17 protein-coding genes and 1 pseudogene are annotated in these 18,689 nt (G+C 71.5%); 2 read left to right on the forward strand and 16 right to left on the reverse strand.

The window, feature by feature from the left end; translation table 11 throughout:
- Positions 1-151: 151 nt before the first annotated feature.
- Positions 152-463 (forward strand): annotated as a pseudogene (locus IE180_RS32060) (ADP-ribosylglycohydrolase family protein); the annotation flags it as partial.
- A gap of 88 nt (positions 464-551) precedes the next feature.
- Here IE180_RS32060 and IE180_RS32065 read toward each other — a convergent pair.
- The 12 genes from IE180_RS32065 to IE180_RS32120 all read right to left on the reverse strand — a co-directional run bounded on the left by IE180_RS32065 (position 552) and on the right by IE180_RS32120 (position 13,601).
- Positions 552-1,970 carry a cytochrome P450 gene (locus IE180_RS32065; protein ID WP_190160460.1) on the reverse strand — a complete coding sequence of 473 codons (1,419 nt, stop codon included), beginning with the start codon at positions 1,968-1,970 and terminating at the stop codon, positions 552-554.
- A gap of 168 nt (positions 1,971-2,138) precedes the next feature.
- Positions 2,139-4,967 (reverse strand): DEAD/DEAH box helicase, encoded by a 2,829-nt coding sequence (locus tag IE180_RS32070; protein ID WP_190160461.1) that lies wholly within the window; start codon positions 4,965-4,967, stop codon positions 2,139-2,141.
- A gap of 303 nt (positions 4,968-5,270) precedes the next feature.
- A complete protein-coding gene (gene tatC / locus IE180_RS32075; protein WP_190160486.1) occupies positions 5,271-6,173 on the reverse strand; it encodes a twin-arginine translocase subunit TatC in 903 nt (300 codons plus the stop codon).
- Between the two features lie 105 nt (positions 6,174-6,278).
- Positions 6,279-6,566, reverse strand: coding sequence for a Sec-independent protein translocase subunit TatA (gene tatA / locus IE180_RS32080; protein WP_116161899.1), 288 nt, complete (start codon positions 6,564-6,566; stop codon positions 6,279-6,281).
- Between the two features lie 185 nt (positions 6,567-6,751).
- Positions 6,752-6,949, reverse strand: a complete 198-nt coding sequence (locus IE180_RS32085) for a hypothetical protein (RefSeq protein WP_190160462.1) — start codon at positions 6,947-6,949, stop codon at positions 6,752-6,754.
- Between the two features lie 36 nt (positions 6,950-6,985).
- Complete coding sequence (locus IE180_RS32090) at positions 6,986-7,249, reverse strand: CpXC domain-containing protein (RefSeq protein WP_123450571.1); 264 nt, start codon at positions 7,247-7,249, stop codon at positions 6,986-6,988.
- Positions 7,250-7,338: 89 nt separating this feature from the next.
- Positions 7,339-8,292, reverse strand: coding sequence for a helix-turn-helix transcriptional regulator (locus IE180_RS32095; RefSeq protein WP_190160463.1), 954 nt, complete (start codon positions 8,290-8,292; stop codon positions 7,339-7,341).
- A gap of 16 nt (positions 8,293-8,308) precedes the next feature.
- Entirely contained in the window at positions 8,309-9,265 is a 957-nt protein-coding gene (locus IE180_RS32100) for a helix-turn-helix transcriptional regulator (protein WP_190160464.1), read from the reverse strand.
- 132 nt (positions 9,266-9,397) lie between these two features.
- A complete protein-coding gene (locus IE180_RS32105; RefSeq protein WP_190160465.1) occupies positions 9,398-9,772 on the reverse strand; it encodes an FKBP-type peptidyl-prolyl cis-trans isomerase in 375 nt (124 codons plus the stop codon).
- Between the two features lie 58 nt (positions 9,773-9,830).
- Entirely contained in the window at positions 9,831-10,772 is a 942-nt protein-coding gene (locus IE180_RS32110) for an FKBP-type peptidyl-prolyl cis-trans isomerase (RefSeq protein WP_190160466.1), read from the reverse strand.
- A gap of 117 nt (positions 10,773-10,889) precedes the next feature.
- Entirely contained in the window at positions 10,890-12,251 is a 1,362-nt protein-coding gene (gene pafA, locus IE180_RS32115; RefSeq protein ID WP_030691901.1) for a Pup--protein ligase, read from the reverse strand.
- Between the two features lie 69 nt (positions 12,252-12,320).
- Positions 12,321-13,601: an MFS transporter gene (locus IE180_RS32120; RefSeq protein ID WP_190160467.1), complete on the reverse strand. Its 1,281-nt coding sequence runs from the start codon at positions 13,599-13,601 to the stop codon at positions 12,321-12,323.
- A gap of 158 nt (positions 13,602-13,759) precedes the next feature.
- On the opposite strand from IE180_RS32120, the gene IE180_RS32125 reads away from it, so the two are divergent.
- Positions 13,760-14,776: a LacI family DNA-binding transcriptional regulator gene (locus IE180_RS32125; RefSeq protein WP_190160468.1), complete on the forward strand. Its 1,017-nt coding sequence runs from the start codon at positions 13,760-13,762 to the stop codon at positions 14,774-14,776.
- Between the two features lie 81 nt (positions 14,777-14,857).
- Here IE180_RS32125 and prcA read toward each other — a convergent pair whose 3' ends face one another.
- From prcA to dop, 4 genes are all read right to left on the reverse strand, one after another.
- Positions 14,858-15,610 (reverse strand): proteasome subunit alpha, encoded by a 753-nt coding sequence (gene prcA / locus IE180_RS32130; RefSeq protein ID WP_123450585.1) that lies wholly within the window; start codon positions 15,608-15,610, stop codon positions 14,858-14,860.
- Between the two features lie 53 nt (positions 15,611-15,663).
- Positions 15,664-16,503 carry a proteasome subunit beta gene (gene prcB / locus IE180_RS32135; RefSeq protein ID WP_190160469.1) on the reverse strand — a complete coding sequence of 280 codons (840 nt, stop codon included), beginning with the start codon at positions 16,501-16,503 and terminating at the stop codon, positions 15,664-15,666.
- 160 nt (positions 16,504-16,663) lie between these two features.
- Positions 16,664-16,876, reverse strand: a complete 213-nt coding sequence (locus IE180_RS32140) for a ubiquitin-like protein Pup (RefSeq protein ID WP_015032443.1) — start codon at positions 16,874-16,876, stop codon at positions 16,664-16,666.
- Positions 16,877-17,037: 161 nt separating this feature from the next.
- Positions 17,038-18,549 carry a depupylase/deamidase Dop gene (gene dop, locus IE180_RS32145; RefSeq protein WP_190160470.1) on the reverse strand — a complete coding sequence of 504 codons (1,512 nt, stop codon included), beginning with the start codon at positions 18,547-18,549 and terminating at the stop codon, positions 17,038-17,040.
- Positions 18,550-18,689: the final 140 nt, after the last annotated feature.

Here is an 18,689-nt window from a genome sequence, read left to right on the forward strand (position 1 = left end):
CGGAAGAGAGGGGCTGGGGCCGCTCTGCTCATGTGTCGAAGCAGCACCAGCCTCGGGCGGGGAAAGCAGACGGCAGGCCCTGCTCGATGTGTCACCCTTTCGGAGTGCTGTCGGAAGCGGTGAACAACTGCTGCCCCATTTCGCGAACAAGGCCCCTGGCTGGCACCCGGACGACGCGACCGAGTTCAACGGGGCGGTCTGGCCCTGCCTCGGCTCGGCGGTCTGGGCGCTGCGCACCACCGGTTCCTTCGAGGAGGCCCTCGCCGCGGCCGTCGACCTGGGCGGCGACACCGACACGGTGGCCGCCGTGACGGGCACCCTCGCGGGCGCGGTGTACGGCCCCGATGCCGTCCCCGCCCGCTGGACCGACCTCCTCCACGTCCCCCTCCCCGGTTTCGGCGCCCGGGTCCTGCGCGCCGGAGACCTACGGGGCCTGGCCAGGGCCCTCGCCTCCGCCGTGTGAGGGTCGGTCGGAAGTCGAACGCCCCGTTGTCGAACACCCCGTTCCGGAGCCGGCCCCTGTCGAGGCCCTCCCACGGCGCCCGCCCGTCTCAGCCCCGCGCGCGCACCGTGGCCAGGACGTCGCGGTCCGGTTGGAGGGTGAGGCTCGGGACCGGGAGGATCTCGTCCGCCGTGACGTCCAGGTGGTAGCGGCGTGCCAGGACCGCGAGGACGAGGACCGCTTCGACGAGGGCGAAGCGGGTGCCGAGGCAGACGCGGGGGCCGCCGCCGAAGGGGAACCAGGCGTACTCGGGTATCTCCTCGGCGGGTTCGCCGTCCCGGTCGATCCACCGCTCGGGGCGGAAGGCCTCGGCGTCGCCGTACCAGCGGGGGTCACGGTGGGTCGCCCACTGGCTGGACCAGACGCGGGTGCCGGCGGGCACGGGCATGCCGCCGAGGGTGGCGCCCTCTTTGGCCAGGCCGGTGATCAGCCAGATCGTGGGGTACAGCCGGAGGGTCTCCTTGATGACCGCCTGGGTGTACGTCAGGGAGGCGTAGTCGTCGTGACCGGGCTCGTGGTCGGCGAGGACCCGGTCGAGTTCCTCCGTGAGGGCCTCGCGGACCCGGGGGTTGCGGGAGAGCAGGTACCAGGCCCAGACGAGGGTGGAGCTCGTGGTCTCGTGACCGCCGATGTAGAGGGTGACGGTCTCGTCCCGGATCTCTTGGTCGGAGAGGGACGTTCCGGTCTCGTCCCGGGCGGCGAGCAGTCGGCTGAGCAGATCGGGACGGTCGCTCCCGCCGTCGCGGTGCTGGGACACGACGCGGGAGACCTCCGCGTCGATGACGGCGGTGGCGCGCCTGATCCGGGCGCGGCCGGGGGTGGGGACCCAGTCGGGCAGGACCGCTCCCATGCCGCTGAACTCGGCCCCGATCTCCTTCTGCGCGACGTCCATGGCCCGGCCGATGACCTCGGCGTCGGCCGCCGTGTCGACGCCGAAGATGGTGCGGACGGCGACGAGTTGGGTGAGGGCGGCCATCTCCTTCTTGACGTCGACCCGCTGCCCGTCGCTCCACCGGTCGGCGAGGGCGACGGCGCACTCGCTCATCGTCGCCGCGTAGGAACGGACCTGCTTCGGGCGGACCGAGGGCTGCACCAGGGACCGCTTGCGCCGCCAGTCCGCGCCCTTGGAGACGATGACGCCGTCGCCGAGGAGCGTCCGGAAGGCGATGCCGAGGTCGGGCTGGTCGAAGGTGCGCTCGACCTCGGTGAGGAGCTCACCGACCGCGTCGGGGTGCGCGATGAAGAGCGAGGGCTTGCCGCCGAAGCGCCAGCGGACGAAGTCGCCACGACTCCGGAGCTCCTCGAAGAAGGCGAGCGGGTCCTTGCCGAAGGCGGGCAGGTTCCCCAGGAAGGGAACGCCCGGTGGTCCCTCGACGACAACCGGAGCCGCCGGACCCCCTTCCCCCTCCCCCGTCGGCCGCCCCTCGTCCCGTGTCCCGGCATGCGGATGACCGGCTCGCGTGGTCATGTACGTCCCCTCCCCAACTGGCCTTTCCTGCTTGCGAGTCCATGCAAGCGGAAGGGCCCCGCACGCGCCACCCCTGTGGACGGACGCCTGTGGACGACCTCTGCCCGCGGTACGGCGAGGGGGCCCGTGGCATGCGCGCCACGGGCCCCCTCGGAAACTGCCGGACCGTCAGCCCACCGAGCTGTAGGCGACGACCCCGCGCAGCAGCTCGTCCACGGCCTTGCGGGCGTTCTTGGCGACCGTGCTGTTCTCCTTGGGCGCCGCCGCGGCGATCTGCCCGAGGACGTCGATCACCTGCTTGCACCAGCGGACGAAGTCGCCCGCGGGCATCTCCGCCTCGCGGAGCACCTCGTCGAGGCTCTTCCCGGAGGCCCACTGGTAGGCGGGCCAGGCGAAGCCGAGGTCGGGTTCGCGCTGGCCGACCCCTTCCGCCTGGTTGATCTTGAACTCCTCTTCGAGGGCGTCCAGCCGGCCCCAGATCCGGACCATCTCGCCGAGCGCGGCCTTCGCGTTGCCCGTGGGCAGCTTGGGCGCGACGGCGTCGTCGGCCTGCCGCGCCTCGAAGACCAGCGCCGAGACGCAGGCGGCGAGCTCGGCCGGGCTGAGGCCCTCCCAGACGCGGTCGCGGAGGCATTCGCTCGCCAGCAGGTCGAGCTCGCCGTAGAGCCGGGCGAGCCGCTTGCCGTTGTCCGTGACCTCGTTGCCGCGCAGGTAGTCGAGCTCGGTGAGGAGCGCGACGATCCGGTCGAAGGTGCGGGCGATGGTGTTGGTGCGCCCCTCGATGCGCCGCTCCAGCTGCTGGGTGTCGCGCTGGAGGCGGTGGTAGCGCTCGGCCCAGCGGGCGTGGTCCTCGCGCTCGTCGCAGCCGTGGCAGGGGTGCGCGCGGATCGCGGTGCGCAGCCGGGCGATCTCGCGGTCGTCGGCGGCGGCGGAGCGCTGCCGCTGGTGGCGCTCGGGGTTGATGTGCCCGGCCTTGCTCCGCAGGGCGGAGGCCAGGTCACGGCGGGACTGCGGGGAGCGCGGGTTGAAGGACTTGGGGATCCTCATGCGCTCCAGCGCCTCGACCGGGACCGGGAAGTCGATGGAGGCGAGCCTCTTGACCTGCCGCTCGGCGGTGAGGACGAGGGGGCGCGGCCCGTCGTGGTGCTCGAAGCCGCGGTGGCCGTTGGTGCGGCCGGCCGGGATGCCGGGGTCGAGGACGAGGGCGAGGCCGGCGAACTTGCCGGTGGGGACGTGGATGACGTCGCCGGGCTTGAGCTTCTCCAGGGAGCCGGCGGCCTGGGCGCGGCGCTGGGCGGCGCCCTGCCGGGCCAGCTCGGTCTCGCGGTCCTTGAGGTCGCGGCGGAGCCGCGCGTACTCCTCGAAGTCCCCGAGGTGGCAGGTCATGCCCTCGCGGTAGCCCTGGAGCCCCTCCTCGTTCCGCTGGACCTGGCGCGAGATGCCCACGACGGAACGGTCGGCCTGGAACTGGGCGAAGGAGGTCTCGAGGAGTTCGCGCGAGCGGTGCCGGCCGAACTGGTCGACGAGGTTGACCGCCATGTTGTACGAGGGCTTGAAGCTGGAGCGCAGGGGGTACGTGCGCGTGCCGGCGAGTCCGGCGAGGTGGTCGGGGTCGAGTCCGCGCTGCCAGAGCACGACGGCGTGGCCCTCGACGTCGATGCCGCGGCGGCCGGCGCGGCCGGTGAGCTGGGTGTACTCGCCGGGGGTGATGTCCGCGTGCTGCTCGCCGTTCCACTTGACGAGCTTCTCGAGGACGACGGAGCGCGCGGGCATGTTGATGCCGAGGGCGAGGGTCTCGGTGGCGAAGACGGCCTTGACGAGGCCACGGACGAAGAGCTCCTCGACGACCTCCTTGAAGGTCGGGAGCATGCCGGCGTGGTGGGCGGCGATGCCCCGCTCCAGGGCTTCGAGCCACTCGTAGTACCCGAGGACGTGCAGGTCCTCGGCGGGAATGGCGGCCGTGCGCGCCTCGACGATCTCGCGGACGCGCTCCCGTCCCTCGTCGTCGTTGAGCCTCAGGCCGGCGTAGAGGCACTGCTGGACGGCGGCCTCGCAGCCGGCGCGGCTGAAGATGAAGGTGATCGCGGGCAGGAGGCCCTCGGCGTCGAGGCGCTCGATGACCTCGGGCCGGCCGGGCGTCCAGATCCGGGAGCGCTGGCGGCGCTCGCGCTCGCGGTCGGCCTCGCGGACCATCTTGCCGCGCCGCCGGTCGCGCGGGTTGTACGTGCGCGTGTTCTCGGTGCGGGCGAGGCGGAGGAGGTCGGGGTTGACCTCGCGCCGGGACGCGCCGCGGCCGCCGTGGTCGGTCTCCTCCTCGAAGAGGTCGTACATCCGGCGTCCGGCGAGGACGTGCTGCCAGAGGGGGACGGGGCGGCTCTCCGAGACGATGACCTCGGTGTCGCCGCGGACGGTGTCGAGCCAGTCGCCGAACTCCTCGGCGTTGGACACGGTCGCGGAGAGCGAGACGAGGGTGACGGACTCGGGGAGGTGGATGATCACTTCCTCCCAGACGGCGCCGCGGAAGCGGTCGGAGAGGTAGTGGACCTCGTCCATCACGACGTACCCGAGGCCGGAGAGGGCCTGGGATCCCGCGTAGAGCATGTTGCGGAGGACTTCGGTGGTCATGACGACGATCGGGGCGTCGCCGTTCACGCTGTTGTCGCCGGTGAGCAGGCCGACCTTGTCGGGGCCGTACCGCTTGACGAGGTCGGCGTACTTCTGGTTCGACAGCGCCTTGATGGGGGTCGTGTAGAAGCACTTGCGGCCCTGGGTGAGGGCGAGGTGGACGGCGAACTCGCCCACGATGGTCTTGCCGGAGCCCGTGGGCGCGGCGACGAGCACGCCCTTTCCCGCTTCGAGGGCCTGGCACGCCTCGATCTGGAAGGGGTCCAGGTCGAAGTCGTACAGCTCGCGGAAGGGTGCCAGTGCGGTGCGCCGCTCGGCGTTGCGGGCGCGGGCGGCCGCGTACGCCTCGGCTGGTGTGAGGTCCTCTGTCATCTTGTTGTCGAGCCTACCCGCCCCCTGTGACAGTGACGCGATCTTTATCGAGGGGATGCGGAGGGCTCGGCTCCGGGAGGGGCGCCGCCGACCGCGCCCGGCGGCGGGACCGACGAAGAGGGTGAGATCGCCGGCCACGGGGGCCCTCCGGACCGGTTGTGGAACGCCCCCGGACCGGTCATGGAGGCGCCCGGACCGGCCGTGGCCCCCCGGACCGGTCATGAAGGCCCCGGACGGGCCACGGGCTCCCCCGGGCCGGACCGGTCATGGGACTCCGGCCGGAACCCGGGGGGCCCTACGCGGTCAGGTGATGTCGTCGTAGCCGTTGAGCCGGTGCGCGCCCGCACCGCCGTGCTCCCCGGTGGCCTGCTCGGGCAGGGCGCGGACCGCGCCCACGGGCTCGACGGTTCCGACGGCCTCGGGGGTCAGGTCGAGCGAGGAGGCCTCGTCGTCGTCGAGCTCGGCGTCGGGGTTGCCGCGCTTGCGCCGGCGGTCGTTGAGGAGGGAGAACCCGACGGCCCCGAAGTACAGGACGGTGATGGGTCCGGCGAGGGCGAGCATGCCGACGGGGTCGGTGGTGGGGGTGATGACGGCGCCGAAGACGAAGACGCCCATGATCACGCCGCGCCACCAGCCCGCCATCCGCCGGCCGGACAGGACACCGGTGAGGTTGAGCATCACCAGGACGAGCGGGAGCTCGAAGGCGAGGCCGAAGACGAGCACCATGCGCAGGGTGAAGTCGAGGACGTCACCGAGCGAGAGGATGTTCGCGGAGCCCTCCGGCGTGAGGCTGATGAGGACCTTCACGCTGACGGGGAGGATGAGGTACGCCAGGTAGGCGCCGGCGGCGAACAGCGGTACGGCCGCGCCCACGAACGCGTACGTGTACTTCTTCTCGTTCTTGTGCAGGCCGGGCGCGACGAAGGCCCACAGCTGGTAGAGCCAGACGGGGCTGGCGACGACCAGGCCCGTCGTCAGGGACAGCTGGATCGTCGTGCTGAAGGGGGCCATCAGCGTGTTGAAGGAGACGATCGCGCAGTTGCCGCCATTACTGGTGACGTGCGGTGCGCAGGTGGGCACCGACCTCGTCAGGAACTGCATGAGCTCCTCGCTGTACACGAGGGCCACGATCGTCACCGCCGCGATGGCGAGGAGACCCTTCGCCAGGCGGTTGCGGAGTTCACGCAGGTGCTCCACGAGGGGCATCCGGCCCTCGGGGTCCTTCTCCTGCTTGCGGGCAGACTTGGGCAACCCACGTCCTCATCTCGTGCGGCAGGCCGCCGCCCGGTGCGGCGGCCGCGGCGGACCGGGTCAGCGCTTGGTGGTGTCCGAGGGCTCGGTCACGGGACGCGCGCTGGTCACGTCGCCGGGAGCGGCCTGGATGGTGCGCGCGGCGGGCTCCTGCGTGCCGGTTCCGGCGTGCGGGGGGTCGGCGGGGGCGCTCTGCTGGTCGTCCGCCTTCATCGCCTTGGCCTCGCTCTTGAGGATGCGGGCCGACTTGCCCAGCGAGCGCGCCATGTCGGGGAGCTTCTTGGCGCCGAACAGGAGGATGACGACGACGAGGATGAGAATGATCTCGGTGGGGCCGAGCCTACCCATAGCTGTTTACCTTCTTCACCGAGGCGACAGGGAGTACGTGCCCGGCGGGTCGGACAGGCGTCCGGCCACCGCGCTGCCTGCGATCGTAACCCGCAGGAGTAAACGCGGGGCAATGCCCCTGCGTACTCCCGATTGCGTCCCGCCGACCGTGGCCGGGGCGGCTTCCCGCAGCGTGGGCCGTGGAGTCAGCGGAGCGTCTCACCGGTTCGGGCGAGGCCGACGGCGGCGGTCTCGAGCTCTTCGGCGGCCCGCTGGATCCGGTCCGTGGTGCGGGCCACTTGACGGCCGAGGCGCTGGACCTCCAGGAACACCTTGACGGCGAGGACGCCGAGGACGGCGATGCCGAGGAAGCCGAGGGCGATGGCGAGCATGGGCCAGAACATGTGCTGAAGCCTAGACCTTGGGCGGGCGCCGGTCGTTCAGACGGTGGTGTGGAGGCGCAGGGTGCGGACGCCGCCGCCGGTGAGGAGTTCGACGATGCGCTCGCCCGCGGGCTTGCGGACGGAGCTGCCGCACTCGGGGCAGGTGAAGGAGTAGAAGGTGGTGCGGCGGCTCGCCCCGATGGCGAGGCGCAGGGCGCTCGCGGAGAGTTCGAAGCGCGAGCGGCAGTCGGGGCAGGCGGCCTTGAAGAGGACCGGGGCCATGGACGCCGCAAAACCGTGCATCACGGACATCTCCCTCATCTCTCTCGACTCTGGCATCACGTCAGTAACAGCGTCCCGGAAGCGGGGAACGTCACACGCCCTCGCGGACACCCCTGCGACCGGCGAACTCACACACCCTCGTACGCGGCGAGCGCGGCGGCCGCCGCCGTCCTCGCGCTGTCGGCCAGCTCCGCCGGCGCGACGATCCGCCCGTCGCTGCCGAGCCGCAGCGCCAGCCTGCGCAGCGAGGCCGGGTCGGGCGTCCGCAGCGTGATCCGCAGCCCGCCGTCCGGCAGCTCCTCGGCCCGGTCGTGCGGGTAGTACTCGGCGACCCAGCGCCCACCGGGCCCCACCTCGACCACGACCTCCGGGTCGTCGGCGGACGGGTGCACCAGGCCCTCGGAGAGGTCGCGCAGCTCCAGCTCCGGCGGGGCCGCGTGCTCGTCGAGGATCCGGATCTCCACGACCCGGTCGAGCCGGAAGGTGCGGCGCGCCTCGGAGAGCCGGCACCACGCCTCCATGTAGGTGTGGCCGACGGCGAAGAGCCGGATCGGGTCGACCTCGCGCTCGGTGAGCTCGTCGCGCGCCGGCGAGTAGTACCGCACCCACAGCCGCCTGCGCTCCGAGATGGCCCGGTCGACCTCGGCGAAGACGCCGCCCTCGGACTCGAAGGTCACCGAGAGCCGGGCGCTGGCCCCGGCGGCCTCTCCGGCCGCCGCCTCCAGCTTGGCGGTGGCGCGCAGCAGGGCGTCCCGGTCGCTCTCGCGGAGCCCCGGCAGGGTGGCGACGGCCCGGGCGGCGACGAGCAGCGCGGTGGCCTCGTCGGCGGCGAGGCGCAGCGGCTCCGCGACGTCGTCGGGGTTGTGCCACCAGATCCGGTCGCCGTCGGTGTCGATGTCCAGGAGGTCGCCGCCCCGGAAGCTGGTGCCGCACATGGGCAGCACGTCCAGGTCGGAGATCAGCTCGTCCTCGGTGATCCCGAAGGCGCGCGCCACGTCGGCGACGTGGGCGCCGGGGCGCTCGCGGAGGTAGGTGACGAGCGAGAGCATCCGCCTCGTCTGGTCGATCGCGTTGGCAGCCATGCGGTACGCCTTCCCCTCAGCCCTTGGCGACGGCGCGCAGCCGCTCCACCACATCGGCCCGCAGATCGGCGGGCTCCAGTACGACCACGTCGGGGCCGAACTCGACGAGCCAGGCGTCGAGCCCGTGCCCGTACGGGATCTCCAGCTCGTCCCAGCCGTCGTCGCCCCCGGTCACGGCCCGGGCGCGGGCCCGCAGCGGGTAGCCGCAGCCGGCGCGGAGCCGGATCCGGGCGGAGCGGGTGGCGGTCTCGCCGGCCCAGCTCTCGACGGTCTCCCGGACGGTCACGACGTCGGGGACGGGCGCCGTGAAGGCGCCGGCCCGGGAGCGGACCTTGCCGGTGATGCGGGAGAGCCGGAAGACGCGCTCGGCGCCGCGGTCGCGGTCCCAGCCGGCCAGGTACCAGTGGCCGCGCCAGCACTCCAGGGTCCAGGGCTCGACGTGGCGGGTCTCGGGGCGGGCGGCGTTGGCCTTGCGGTAGTCGAAGACGACGGGCCGGCGGTCGCGGCAGGCCAGCATGAGCGGCTCGAAGGCGGCCTCGTGGACCGGGATGCGCGGCTCCAGGGCGCTGGGCTGGGTCTCGTACGAGTCCTCGGCCTCGGGCATGCCGGCGGCGCGGAGCTTCTGGAGGGCGCCGCTGGCGGCTCCGGCGAGGCGGGCCTGCTGCCACACCTTGGCGGCGAGGCCGAGCGCGGCGGCCTCCTCGGCGTCGAGGGTGATCGGCGGCAGCCGGTTGGAGTCGCGGCGGGCGAGGTAGCCGGTCTCGCCCTCCAGGTTCTCGACGGTCTCGATGACCAGGCCGAGCTCGCGGAGGTCGTCCTTGTCCCGCTCGAACATGCGGTTGAAGGCCTCGTCGCCGCTCGCTTCGAGATAGGCCTCGATGGAGCCGCGGAGCTCCCGCTTGCTCAGCGGACGGCGCGTCCCGAGCAGACACAGCGCGAGATTCATCAGCCGCTCGGACTTGGCAATCGCCATCGACGCCCTGCACCCTTCCGCCGGTTCCACTTCTCGGACGTCCGACCGTACCGCCCCGGGGTGTCGCGACAAAAGCCGAGGGCCCCCGCCGCGGACGGCGGGGGCCCCGGAACGACCTGGACCAGGTCGGCGCTACTTCACGGACACGAGGTCGCAGACGAAGATCAGCGTCTCGCCCGGAGCGATCTTGCCGCCGGCGCCGCGGTCGCCGTAGGCGAGGTGCGGGGGGATGATCAGCTGGCGGCGGCCGCCGACCTTCATGCCCTGGATGCCCTGGTCCCAGCCGGAGATGACCTGGCCGGCGCCGAGCTTGAACTCGAGCGGGTTGTCGCGGTTCCAGGAGGCGTCGAACTCCTCGCCGGTGGAGAAGGCCACGCCCACGTAGTGGACCTCCGCGAAGTGGCCGGCCTCGGCGACCTCGCCGTCGCCCTCCCAGAGGTCCTTGATCTCCAGGTCCTTCGGCGGCTCGCCGCCCGGGAAGTCGATCTCGGGCTTCTCGATGCTCACTGAACTGCTCCTCAAACCGATGAACTGCGCGATGACGATCCGCGCGAACAGGACAGTCTTACACCTTCGTCAGGATGTCCACCGCGAAGACCAGCGTGGAGTTCTTCGGGATGCCCTGCTGCTCCTTGTCGCCGAACCCCTCCGACGGCGGGGCGACGATCAGGACGCGGCTGCCGACCTTCTTGCCGACGAGGCCGTCCTTGAGGCCCTTCAGCGTCAGGTTCGCGAGCGGGAAGTTCGCGGGCTTGCCCGTGGTGTAGGTCGAGTCGAAGACCTTGCCGTCCTTCCACAGGGCGGCGACGTAGTTCACGACGACCGTGTCGGTGGCCTTGACGGCCTCGCCCTTGGACTCGAGCACGTAGTTCGAGACGAGCTTGGTCGGCGGGTCGGTCTTCGGGACCGTCAGCGAGGGGGCCTTGCCGTCGGTGTTCGTGCCGACCTTCGGCAGGTCCTTGTTCTCCTGGGCGACCTCGGTGCCCGTGGCGGACTTCGGGATCGTCACGGCCTTCAGGATGTCCACGACGAAGACGAGGGTGGCGTTGGGCTTGATGCTCGGCGGCGAGCCGGCCTCGCCGTAGGCGAGCTCCGGCGGGATGCCGAGCTCGATGCGGCTGCCCACCTTCTGGCCCTCCAGGCCCTGGTCCCAGCCCTTGATGACCCGGCCCTCGCCCAGCGTGAGGTCGAAGGGCTGGCCGCGGTCGAAGCTGTTGTCGAAGGGGGTGGTGGAGTCCCAGGCCTGCCCCAGGTAGTTCACCTTGAGCGCGTCGCCCTTCTTCGTCACCGGGCCCTTGCCCTCGCTGATGACGTTGACCTTCAGTTCCTTGGGCGGGGCGCCCTCGCCCTTGGAGAGGGTCGGCTTCTCCCCGAACTTCTCCCCCGCGGTGATGGCGGGCAGCCCGTTCTTCATCGAGGCGGAATCGGAGCCCTTGTCGTCGCTGCCGCAGGCCGCTGTGGAGAGCAGCAGCAGCGGGACGACGAGAAGGCCGGCAAGTCGGCGCACGTGTTCCTCAGATCTCAGACGGCACGGTAGTGGTGCCGACACTCTAGGCGTTCCTCCTGTCACGTCGAGAGCCCCGCACGCCGAACGTGCGGGGCCCTGCCTGTCCGTACGACCTGCCTACATTCCGGCGATCAGCTTTTCCACCCGGTCGTCGACGGAGCGGAAGGGGTCCTTGCACAACACCGTGCGCTGCGCCTGGTCGTTGAGCTTCAGGTGGACCCAGTCGACGGTGAAGTCCCGCCGCTGCTCCTGCGCGCGGCGGATGAAGTCGCCGCGCAGCCGGGCCCGAGTGGTCTGCGGGGGCACCGACTTGCCCTCGAAGATCTTCAGGTCGTTGCAGATCCGGGCCGCCTGGCCGTTCTTCTGGAGCAGGTAGTACAGCCCGCGACGACGGTGGATGTCGTGGTAGGCGAGGTCTATCTGCGCGACCCTCGGGTTCGACATGGTCATGTTGTGCTTGGCCCGGTACCGCTCGATGAGCTTGTACTTCATGACCCAGTCGATCTCGGTCTCGATCCGGTCGAGCTGCTCGCTCTCGATCGCGTCGAGCGTACGGCCCCACAGCTCCAGGACCTGGGCGACCGTCCCGGCGCGGATGCCCCGGCGGTCGACGAAGTCCACGGCCTTCTCGTAGTACTCGCGCTGGACCTCCAGGGCGGAGGCCTCGCGGCCGCTGGCGAGGCGGACCTTGCGCTGCCCGGTGATGTCGTGGCTGACCTCGCGGATGGCCCGGATGGGGTTCTCCAGGGTCAGGTCGCGCATCACCGTGCCCGCCTCGATCATGCGGAGCACCAGGTCGGTGGCGCCGACCTTGAGCAGCATGGTCGTCTCGGACATGTTGGAGTCGCCGACGATGACGTGCAGCCGGCGGTAGCGCTCGGCGTCGGCGTGCGGCTCGTCCCGGGTGTTGATGATGGGGCGCGAGCGGGTGGTGGCGGAGCTGACGCCCTCCCAGATGTGCTCGGCGCGCTGGGAGACGCAGTAGACCGCGCCGCGCGGGGTCTGGAGGACCTTTCCCGCGCCGCAGATGAGCTGCCGCGTCACGAGGAAGGGAATGAGGATGTCCGCGAGCCGGGAGAACTCGCCGTGACGGGCGACGAGATAGTTCTCGTGGCAGCCGTAGGAGTTTCCGGCCGAGTCGGTGTTGTTCTTGAAGAGGTAGACGTCGCCCGCGATTCCCTCCTCGTGCAGGCGGCGTTCGGCGTCGACGAGCAGGCCCTCGAGAATGCGCTCGCCCGCCTTGTCGTGGGTGACCAGTTCGGTCACGTTGTCGCATTCCGGTGTTGCGTATTCCGGATGCGAACCCACGTCCAGGTACAGGCGGGCACCGTTCCGCAGGAAGACATTGCTGCTGCGGCCCCATGACACGACACGGCGGAAGAGGTAGCGCGCCACTTCGTCAGGAGACAGTCGGCGCTGTCCCCTGAACGTGCACGTGACGCCGTACTCGTTCTCCAGCCCGAAAATGCGGCGGTCCATGTCTGAACATTACGCCTGACAGCGTGCGCTGAAACCGGGTTGGACGTCCCCGTTTCGATCATTTTCCGATCAGTGCGCGTTCTTTTCGGCGTGTACGGCGGTGGACACCGCCCCTCCGTCGGCGTGTCGCGCGCCGGCACCGGCGCCGCCGGGCGTGTCGGGGGCGGCGAGGACGCGGCCGGTGGCGAGCAGGACGAGCAGCGCCACGAGGCCGCCCGCGCCGGCCACGGCGAACCCGGCCGCCGTTCCGGCCAGTTCGACCGCCGGTCCGGCGACGGCCGAGCCCAGGGCCGCTCCGACGCCGAAGGTGGTGACGAGCCAGGAGAAGGCCTCGGTGACCGTGCCGCGGGGGGCGTGCCGGTCGACCACGATGAAGGCGCAGGCGAGGACGGGGGCGAGGAAGAACCCGGAGAGCACCGAGAGGCCGGTCATGGCGACGGGGCCGGGGGTGAGCATGAGCGGCAGGTAGCAGAGCGCCAGGAGGGCCACGAGGACCCTCAGCCGCCGCTCGGGCGCCCCGGCCCACCGCCGGGCTCCGTAGAGGACGCCGCCGGCCAGCGCGCCGAGGCCGAGGGCGGCCATCAGCCAGCCGTACACGGACGGCGCGCCCCGGTCGTCGGCGTAGGCCACGGCGGCGACCGTGATGGAGCCGAGGGCGAGGCCGACGAAGAAGAACGAGCCGAGGAGGGCGAGGAGCCCGGGCGAGCGCAGGGCCCCCAGCCAGTGGGCCTCGCGGGGGGCGGAGCGCCAGGCGCGGGAGGGCTCGGAGAGGACGACGGCGAGGGCGCCGAGGATGCCCAGGACGTTGATGACGAGGAGGGCGGCGGCGGGTGACCACAGGGCGACCAGGAGCGTCACCAGGAGCGGGCCCACGGTGAACATGACCTCCTGGGCGACGGCGTCCAGGGCGTACGCCCGGTGGACCCGGTCCTCCCGGCCGAGGACGCTCGGCCAGAGGGCGCGCAGGCCGCCCTCCAGGGGCGGGGTGAAGAGTCCGGCGACCACGACGGCGGCGTAGGCGAGGGCCAGGTGGCCGATGCCGGTGAGGGCGAAGAGGGCCATGCCAAGGGCCGAGAGGACGGCGGCGGGCAGCTGGACGCGGGGCTGGCCCTTGAGGTCGACGGCGCGGCCGAGGAGCGGCTGCCCGACGGCGTTGGAGACGCCGTAGGCCGCGATCAGTCCGCCGGCCAGGGTGTAGCTGCCGCCCAGGTCCCGGACGAACAGGGTCATGGCGATGGGGCCGGTGCCGTTGGGCAGGCGCCCGACGAGGGTTCCGGCGAGGAGCCGGGCGGCGTGCGGCGCCCGGAGTATGTCGAGATAGCCGCCGTGCGCGGGGGCCTCGGTGGCCATGTCACTCTCCCGTCACCTCGGAGCCACGCCGAGGTTTTACGTATAACGTCCGGAGTCATACGTACCATGTCGACGTGACGCGGGTCCACCCCGCACCCTCCGGGACGCGGGCCCACCCGCGCCCCGCCCCCGACCACCGTCCCACGCGGAGGCCATCCGTGCAGTCCCCCGAGCCCTCCGGCGCCCGCCCGACCAGCAGGGACGTGGCCCGGGCCGCGGGCGTCTCCCAGGCCACCGTCTCCCTGGTGCTCGGCGAGAAGTGGCGCGGCCGGGTCTCCGAGCGCACCGCCGAGTCGGTCCGCCTCGCCGCCCGCGAGCTGGGCTACCGGCCCAACCTCGCCGCCCGCAACCTGCGGCTCGGCCGGACCCGCACCGCCATGCTCGTCGTCCCCGCCCTCACCAACGAGTTCTTCGCCCACGTCCACACGGGTGCCGCCCTCGCCGCGGCGCGACACGGCTTCGGCGTCGTCCTCTACCCCTCCCCCGACGGCGTCGGCCCCGCCCGCGACCCCTTCGCCTCGGCCCAGGCCGCCCTGGACGGCGTCATCGCCTCCTCCATGGCCGCCGACGCCCTCAAGGCCTTGCGGGGCACCGGCCTCCCCCTCGTCATGCTCGACAGCGACCCCTCCGACCCGGGCGCCTCCGCGCACCTCAACCTCGACGTCGCCGACGGCATGCGGCGGGTGACCGGCCACCTGCTGGAGCTGGGCCACCGCCGCTTCCTGCACCTGGCGTCCGCGGTCCCCTCCTGGACCTTCGACGTCCGGGCCGCCGCCCTCGCCGAGGCCCTGCGCGGCACGGAACTGCGCACCGTACGGTCCCCGCTGAACGTCGCCGACGCGTGGGAGGCCGCCGACCTCGCGTTCGGCGCCCCCGGCCCCCGGCCCACCGCGGTGATCTGCGACGACGACATCCTGGCGGTCGGCGTCCTCAAGGCCGCCCGCCGACGGGGACTGCGCGTCCCCGAGGAGCTGTCGGTCACCGGCTTCGACGACCTGGCCCTCGCCACCGCCGTGGAACCCGAGCTCACCACGGTCCGGCTCCCCGCCGAGGAGTTCGGCCGACGGGGCATGGAGGCGCTCCTCGCCGTCCTGGCGGGCGAACCGGCCCCGCCGGTCACCCTGCCCGTGTCCCTGGTCCGGCGGGGCTCCACCGGCCCCGCACCGGCCGTCTGAGCCCGAAAACCGGCCCTCCGGGCCGGGAAACGCCGGAGGGCCCCGGTCCGCGTGGACCGGGGCCCCTCCGGGCGGGGCCGACTACTCCTCGGGCGCCTCGTCCGAGGGCTCGTCCGTCTTCGCCGCCGCCGCGTTGTCCGCCTCCAGGAGGCGCGACAGCTGACGGCCGACGATCCGCTTGAACTTGCGCTGCTGCGGACGCGTGCGGTCCAGCACCGCCACCTCCAGGCGCTCCGCGGGGATCTCCCGCTCGGTGCCGTTGGTGTCCCGCGACAGGGCCTGCACGGCCAGCTTCAGGGCCTCGGCCAGCGACATGCCGTCCCGGTGCCGCTGGTCGAGGAAGGAGCTGATCTGCTCCGCGTTGCCGCCGACCGCGACCGAGCCGTGCTCGTCCACGATCGAGCCGTCGTGCGGCAGCCGGTAGATCTGGTCGCCCTCCGGCTCGGAGCCGACCTCGGCGACGACCAGCTCCACCTCGTAGGGCTTCTCCCCCGCGCTGGAGAAGATCGTGCCCAGGGTCTGGGCGTAGACGTTCGCCAGGCCGCGCGCGGTGACGTCGTCCCGGTCGTAGGTGTAGCCCCGCAGGTCGGCGTAGCGCACACCGCCGATGCGGAGGTTCTCGTACTCGTTGTACTTGCCGGCGGCCGCGAAGCCGATCCGGTCGTAGATCTCGCTGAACTTGTGCAGGGCACGGGACGGGTTCTCACCGACGAAGACGATGCCGTCGGTGTACTGGAGGACGACCAGGCTGCGGCCGCGGGCGATGCCCTTGCGGGCGTACTCGGCCCGGTCGGCCATGGCCTGCTGGGGTGAGACATAGAACGGCGTGGACACCGGCTACCGTCCCTTTCTTCCGGTCTGAAGGGCTTCTACGGGCGACGAAACGGTCAGAGCAGGGCGGCACGCGGCCCGTCGGGCTGCTCCAGACGCCGCTCGGTGATCGACCGGGCCAGCTCGGAGGACTCCGCCTCGCTGAGCCTGCGGAAACCCTCGTCGGTGATGACGGTGACGATCGGGAAGATCCGGCGGGCCATGTCGGGACCGCCGGTCGCCGAGTCGTCGTCCGCCGCGTCGTACAGCGCCTGCACCACCAGCGTGGTGGCCTGCTCCTCGGTCAGGTCGGCGCGGTACAGCTTCTTCATCGAACCGCGCGCGAAGATCGAGCCGGAGCCGGTGGCGGCGAAGCCGTGCTCCTCGGAGCGGCCGCCGGTCACGTCGTACGAGAAGATCCGGCCCTTCTCCTTGCCCTCGTCCCAGCCCGCGAAGAGCGGCACGACGGCGAGGCCCTGCATGGCCATGCCCAGGTTTCCCCGGATCATGGTGGAGAGACGGTTCGCCTTGCCCTCCAGGGAGAGCGTCGCGCCCTCCACCTTCTCGAAGTGCTCCAGCTCCAGCTGGAACAGCTTGACCATCTCCACGGCGAGACCGGCGGTGCCGGCGATGCCGACGGCCGAGTACTCGTCGGCCGGGAACACCTTCTCGATGTCCCGCTGCGCGATCATGTTCCCCATGGTGGCCCGGCGGTCACCGGCGAGCACGACGCCCCCCGGGAACGTCGCGGCCACGATGGTGGTGCCGTGCGGGGCCTCGACGATCCCCTCCGGCAGCTTCCGGTTCCCCGGGAGCAGGTCCGGCGAGTGATCGGCCAGGAAGTCCATGAACGAGGACGAACCCGGCGTCAGGAAGGCCGCCGGCAGACGCCCGGTGCTTCGAGGGTTGGCTTCCACGCGATTCCTTCCGGTGGGACAGTCGGCCGGTCGTGGGAAGCACCGGCTGATCTTGGATGCTGTGCACGGACCTTACCCGTGCCACCGCTTGTCATCCGTCCCCGGACCCACGGCTTTCACCGGGGCTCCGGGGACGGAGGACGACAGACGCGTGGGGCGGCTACTCGCCGCCCTTTTGCACGAAGGACCGCACGAAGTCCTCGGCGTTCTCCTCGAGCACGTCGTCGATCTCGTCCAGGACGGAGTCCACGTCGTCGCTCAGCTTCTCCTGGCGTTCCTTGAGGTCGGAGCTCGCCTCGGTGGTGGTCTCCTCGACCTCCTCCGTGGATCGCGTCGCCTTCTGCTGTCCGCCGCCGGTGTCCTTGGTCGCCATATCCCTCACCCCGCTCGAATCGGCCCGCTCGGTTGAGTCCGTACAAGATCAGACCTTATAGGTCGGGTCTGACTTCGGCCCCGCAGTTTCCACAAACGCCCGGGCACTGATTCCATGATTCCCAGTGCCGGGGCATTTCAGGCCCGTACCGGGCCCTCGGTTCAGCCGCCGGACAGCACGCGGACGAGTTCCTCCGCGGTCCGGCAGCGGTCCAGCAGTGACTTCACGTGGGCCTTGGTGCCGCGCAACGGCTCCAGGGTCGGCACGCGCTGGAGGGAGTCCCGGCCGGGCAGGTCGAAGATCACCGAGTCCCAGGAGGCCGCGGCGACGTCGTCGGCGTACTGCTCCAGGCAGCGGCCCCGGAAATAGGCCCTGGTGTCCTCCGGAGGCGCCGTCTCCGCCCGCTCCACCTCGGCCTCGTCGAGCAGCCGCTTCATGCGCCCGCGGGCCACCAGACGGTTGTAGAGGCCCTTGTCGGGCCGTACGTCCGCGTACTGGAGGTCCACCAGGTGCAGCCGGGCCGCGTCCCAGTCCAGGCCGTCACGGCGCCGGTAGCCCTCCATGAGCTCCCGCTTGGCGACCCAGTCCAGCTCGCCGGCGAGGCTCATCGGGTCGGTCTCCAGGCGCCCCAGGGTGTCCTCCCAGCGCGTGAGGACGTCCATGGTCTGCTCGTCCGCGTCGGAGCCGTAGCGCTCCTCCACGTACTTCCTGGCCAGCTCGAAGTACTCCATCTGGAGCTGGACCGCGGTCAGTGTCCGGCCGCTGCGGAGCGTGATCAGGTACTGGAGCGACGGGTCGTGCGAGACGTGGTGCAGGGTGCGGACCGGCTGGTCGACGGCGAGGTCGACCGTGATGAAGCCGTCCTCGATCATCGAGAGGACCAGGGAGGTGGTGCCGAGCTTGAGGTAGGTGGAGATCTCCGAGAGGTTCGCGTCGCCGATGATCACGTGCAGGCGGCGGTACTTCTCGGCGTCGGCGTGGGGCTCGTCCCGGGTGTTGATGATGGGCCGCTTGAGGGTGGTCTCCAGGCCCACCTCGACCTCGAAGTAGTCGGCGCGCTGGCTGAGCTGGAAGCCGTTCTCCCGCCCGTCCTGGCCGACGCCGACCCGTCCCGCCCCGGTGACGACCTGGCGGGAGACGAAGAAGGGCGTGAGGTGGCGCACGATGTCCGAGAAGGGGGTCTCCCGCTTCATCAGGTAGTTCTCGTGCGTGCCGTAGGACGCGCCCTTGTTGTCGGTGTTGTTCTTGTAGAGGTGGATGGGCTGGGCCCCGGGGAGCTGGGCGGCGCGCTCGGCCGCCTCGGCCATGATCCGCTCGCCGGCCTTGTCCCAGAGGACGGCGTCGCGCGGGTTGGTGACCTCGGGCGCGCTGTACTCGGGATGGGCGTGGTCCACGTAGAGCCGGGCCCCGTTGGTGAGGATCACGTTGGCCAGGCCGATGTCCTCGTCGGTGAGCTGGCTGGAGTCGGCAACCTCGCGGGCGAGGTCGAAGCCGCGGGCGTCCCGCAGCGGGTTCTCCTCCTCGAAGTCCCAGCGGGCGCGGCGCGCCCGGTGCATCGCCGCCGCGTAGGCGTTGACGATCTGGGACGAGGTGAGCATGGCATTGGCGTTCGGGTGTCCCGGGACGGAGATCCCGTACTCCGTCTCGATGCCCATTACTCGCCGTACGGTCATGCGGCCCTCCTTGCCCGGCGGCGCTCACGGTGCGCGACTCGGCGGTACCGATGAGCCTAGAACGGCTCCGCGCTGGTGGGGAGATCGATTGCGGCATTTCTCCGTGGCGCCGGAGAAATGCTGGATGGAATGCGTCGGCT

This window comes from Streptomyces litmocidini, assembly GCF_014649755.1.
GTDB lineage: Bacteria > Actinomycetota > Actinomycetes > Streptomycetales > Streptomycetaceae > Streptomyces > Streptomyces litmocidini.

Coding starts and splice junctions, on each gene's coding strand:
- IE180_RS32065 (WP_190160460.1), bottom strand. CDS start 1,970: ATGACCACGCGAGCCGGTCATCCGCATGCCGGGACACGGGACGAGGGG.
- IE180_RS32070 (WP_190160461.1), bottom strand. CDS start 4,967: ATGACAGAGGACCTCACACCAGCCGAGGCGTACGCGGCCGCCCGCGCC.
- tatC (WP_190160486.1), bottom strand. CDS start 6,173: ATGCCCCTCGTGGAGCACCTGCGTGAACTCCGCAACCGCCTGGCGAAG.
- tatA (WP_116161899.1), bottom strand. CDS start 6,566: ATGGGTAGGCTCGGCCCCACCGAGATCATTCTCATCCTCGTCGTCGTC.
- IE180_RS32085 (WP_190160462.1), bottom strand. CDS start 6,949: ATGTTCTGGCCCATGCTCGCCATCGCCCTCGGCTTCCTCGGCATCGCC.
- IE180_RS32090 (WP_123450571.1), bottom strand. CDS start 7,249: ATGAGGGAGATGTCCGTGATGCACGGTTTTGCGGCGTCCATGGCCCCG.
- IE180_RS32095 (WP_190160463.1), bottom strand. CDS start 8,292: ATGGCTGCCAACGCGATCGACCAGACGAGGCGGATGCTCTCGCTCGTC.
- IE180_RS32100 (WP_190160464.1), bottom strand. CDS start 9,265: ATGGCGATTGCCAAGTCCGAGCGGCTGATGAATCTCGCGCTGTGTCTG.
- pafA (WP_030691901.1), bottom strand. CDS start 12,251: ATGGACCGCCGCATTTTCGGGCTGGAGAACGAGTACGGCGTCACGTGC.
- IE180_RS32120 (WP_190160467.1), bottom strand. CDS start 13,601: ATGGCCACCGAGGCCCCCGCGCACGGCGGCTATCTCGACATACTCCGG.
- IE180_RS32140 (WP_015032443.1), bottom strand. CDS start 16,876: ATGGCGACCAAGGACACCGGCGGCGGACAGCAGAAGGCGACGCGATCC.
- dop (WP_190160470.1), bottom strand. CDS start 18,549: ATGACCGTACGGCGAGTAATGGGCATCGAGACGGAGTACGGGATCTCC.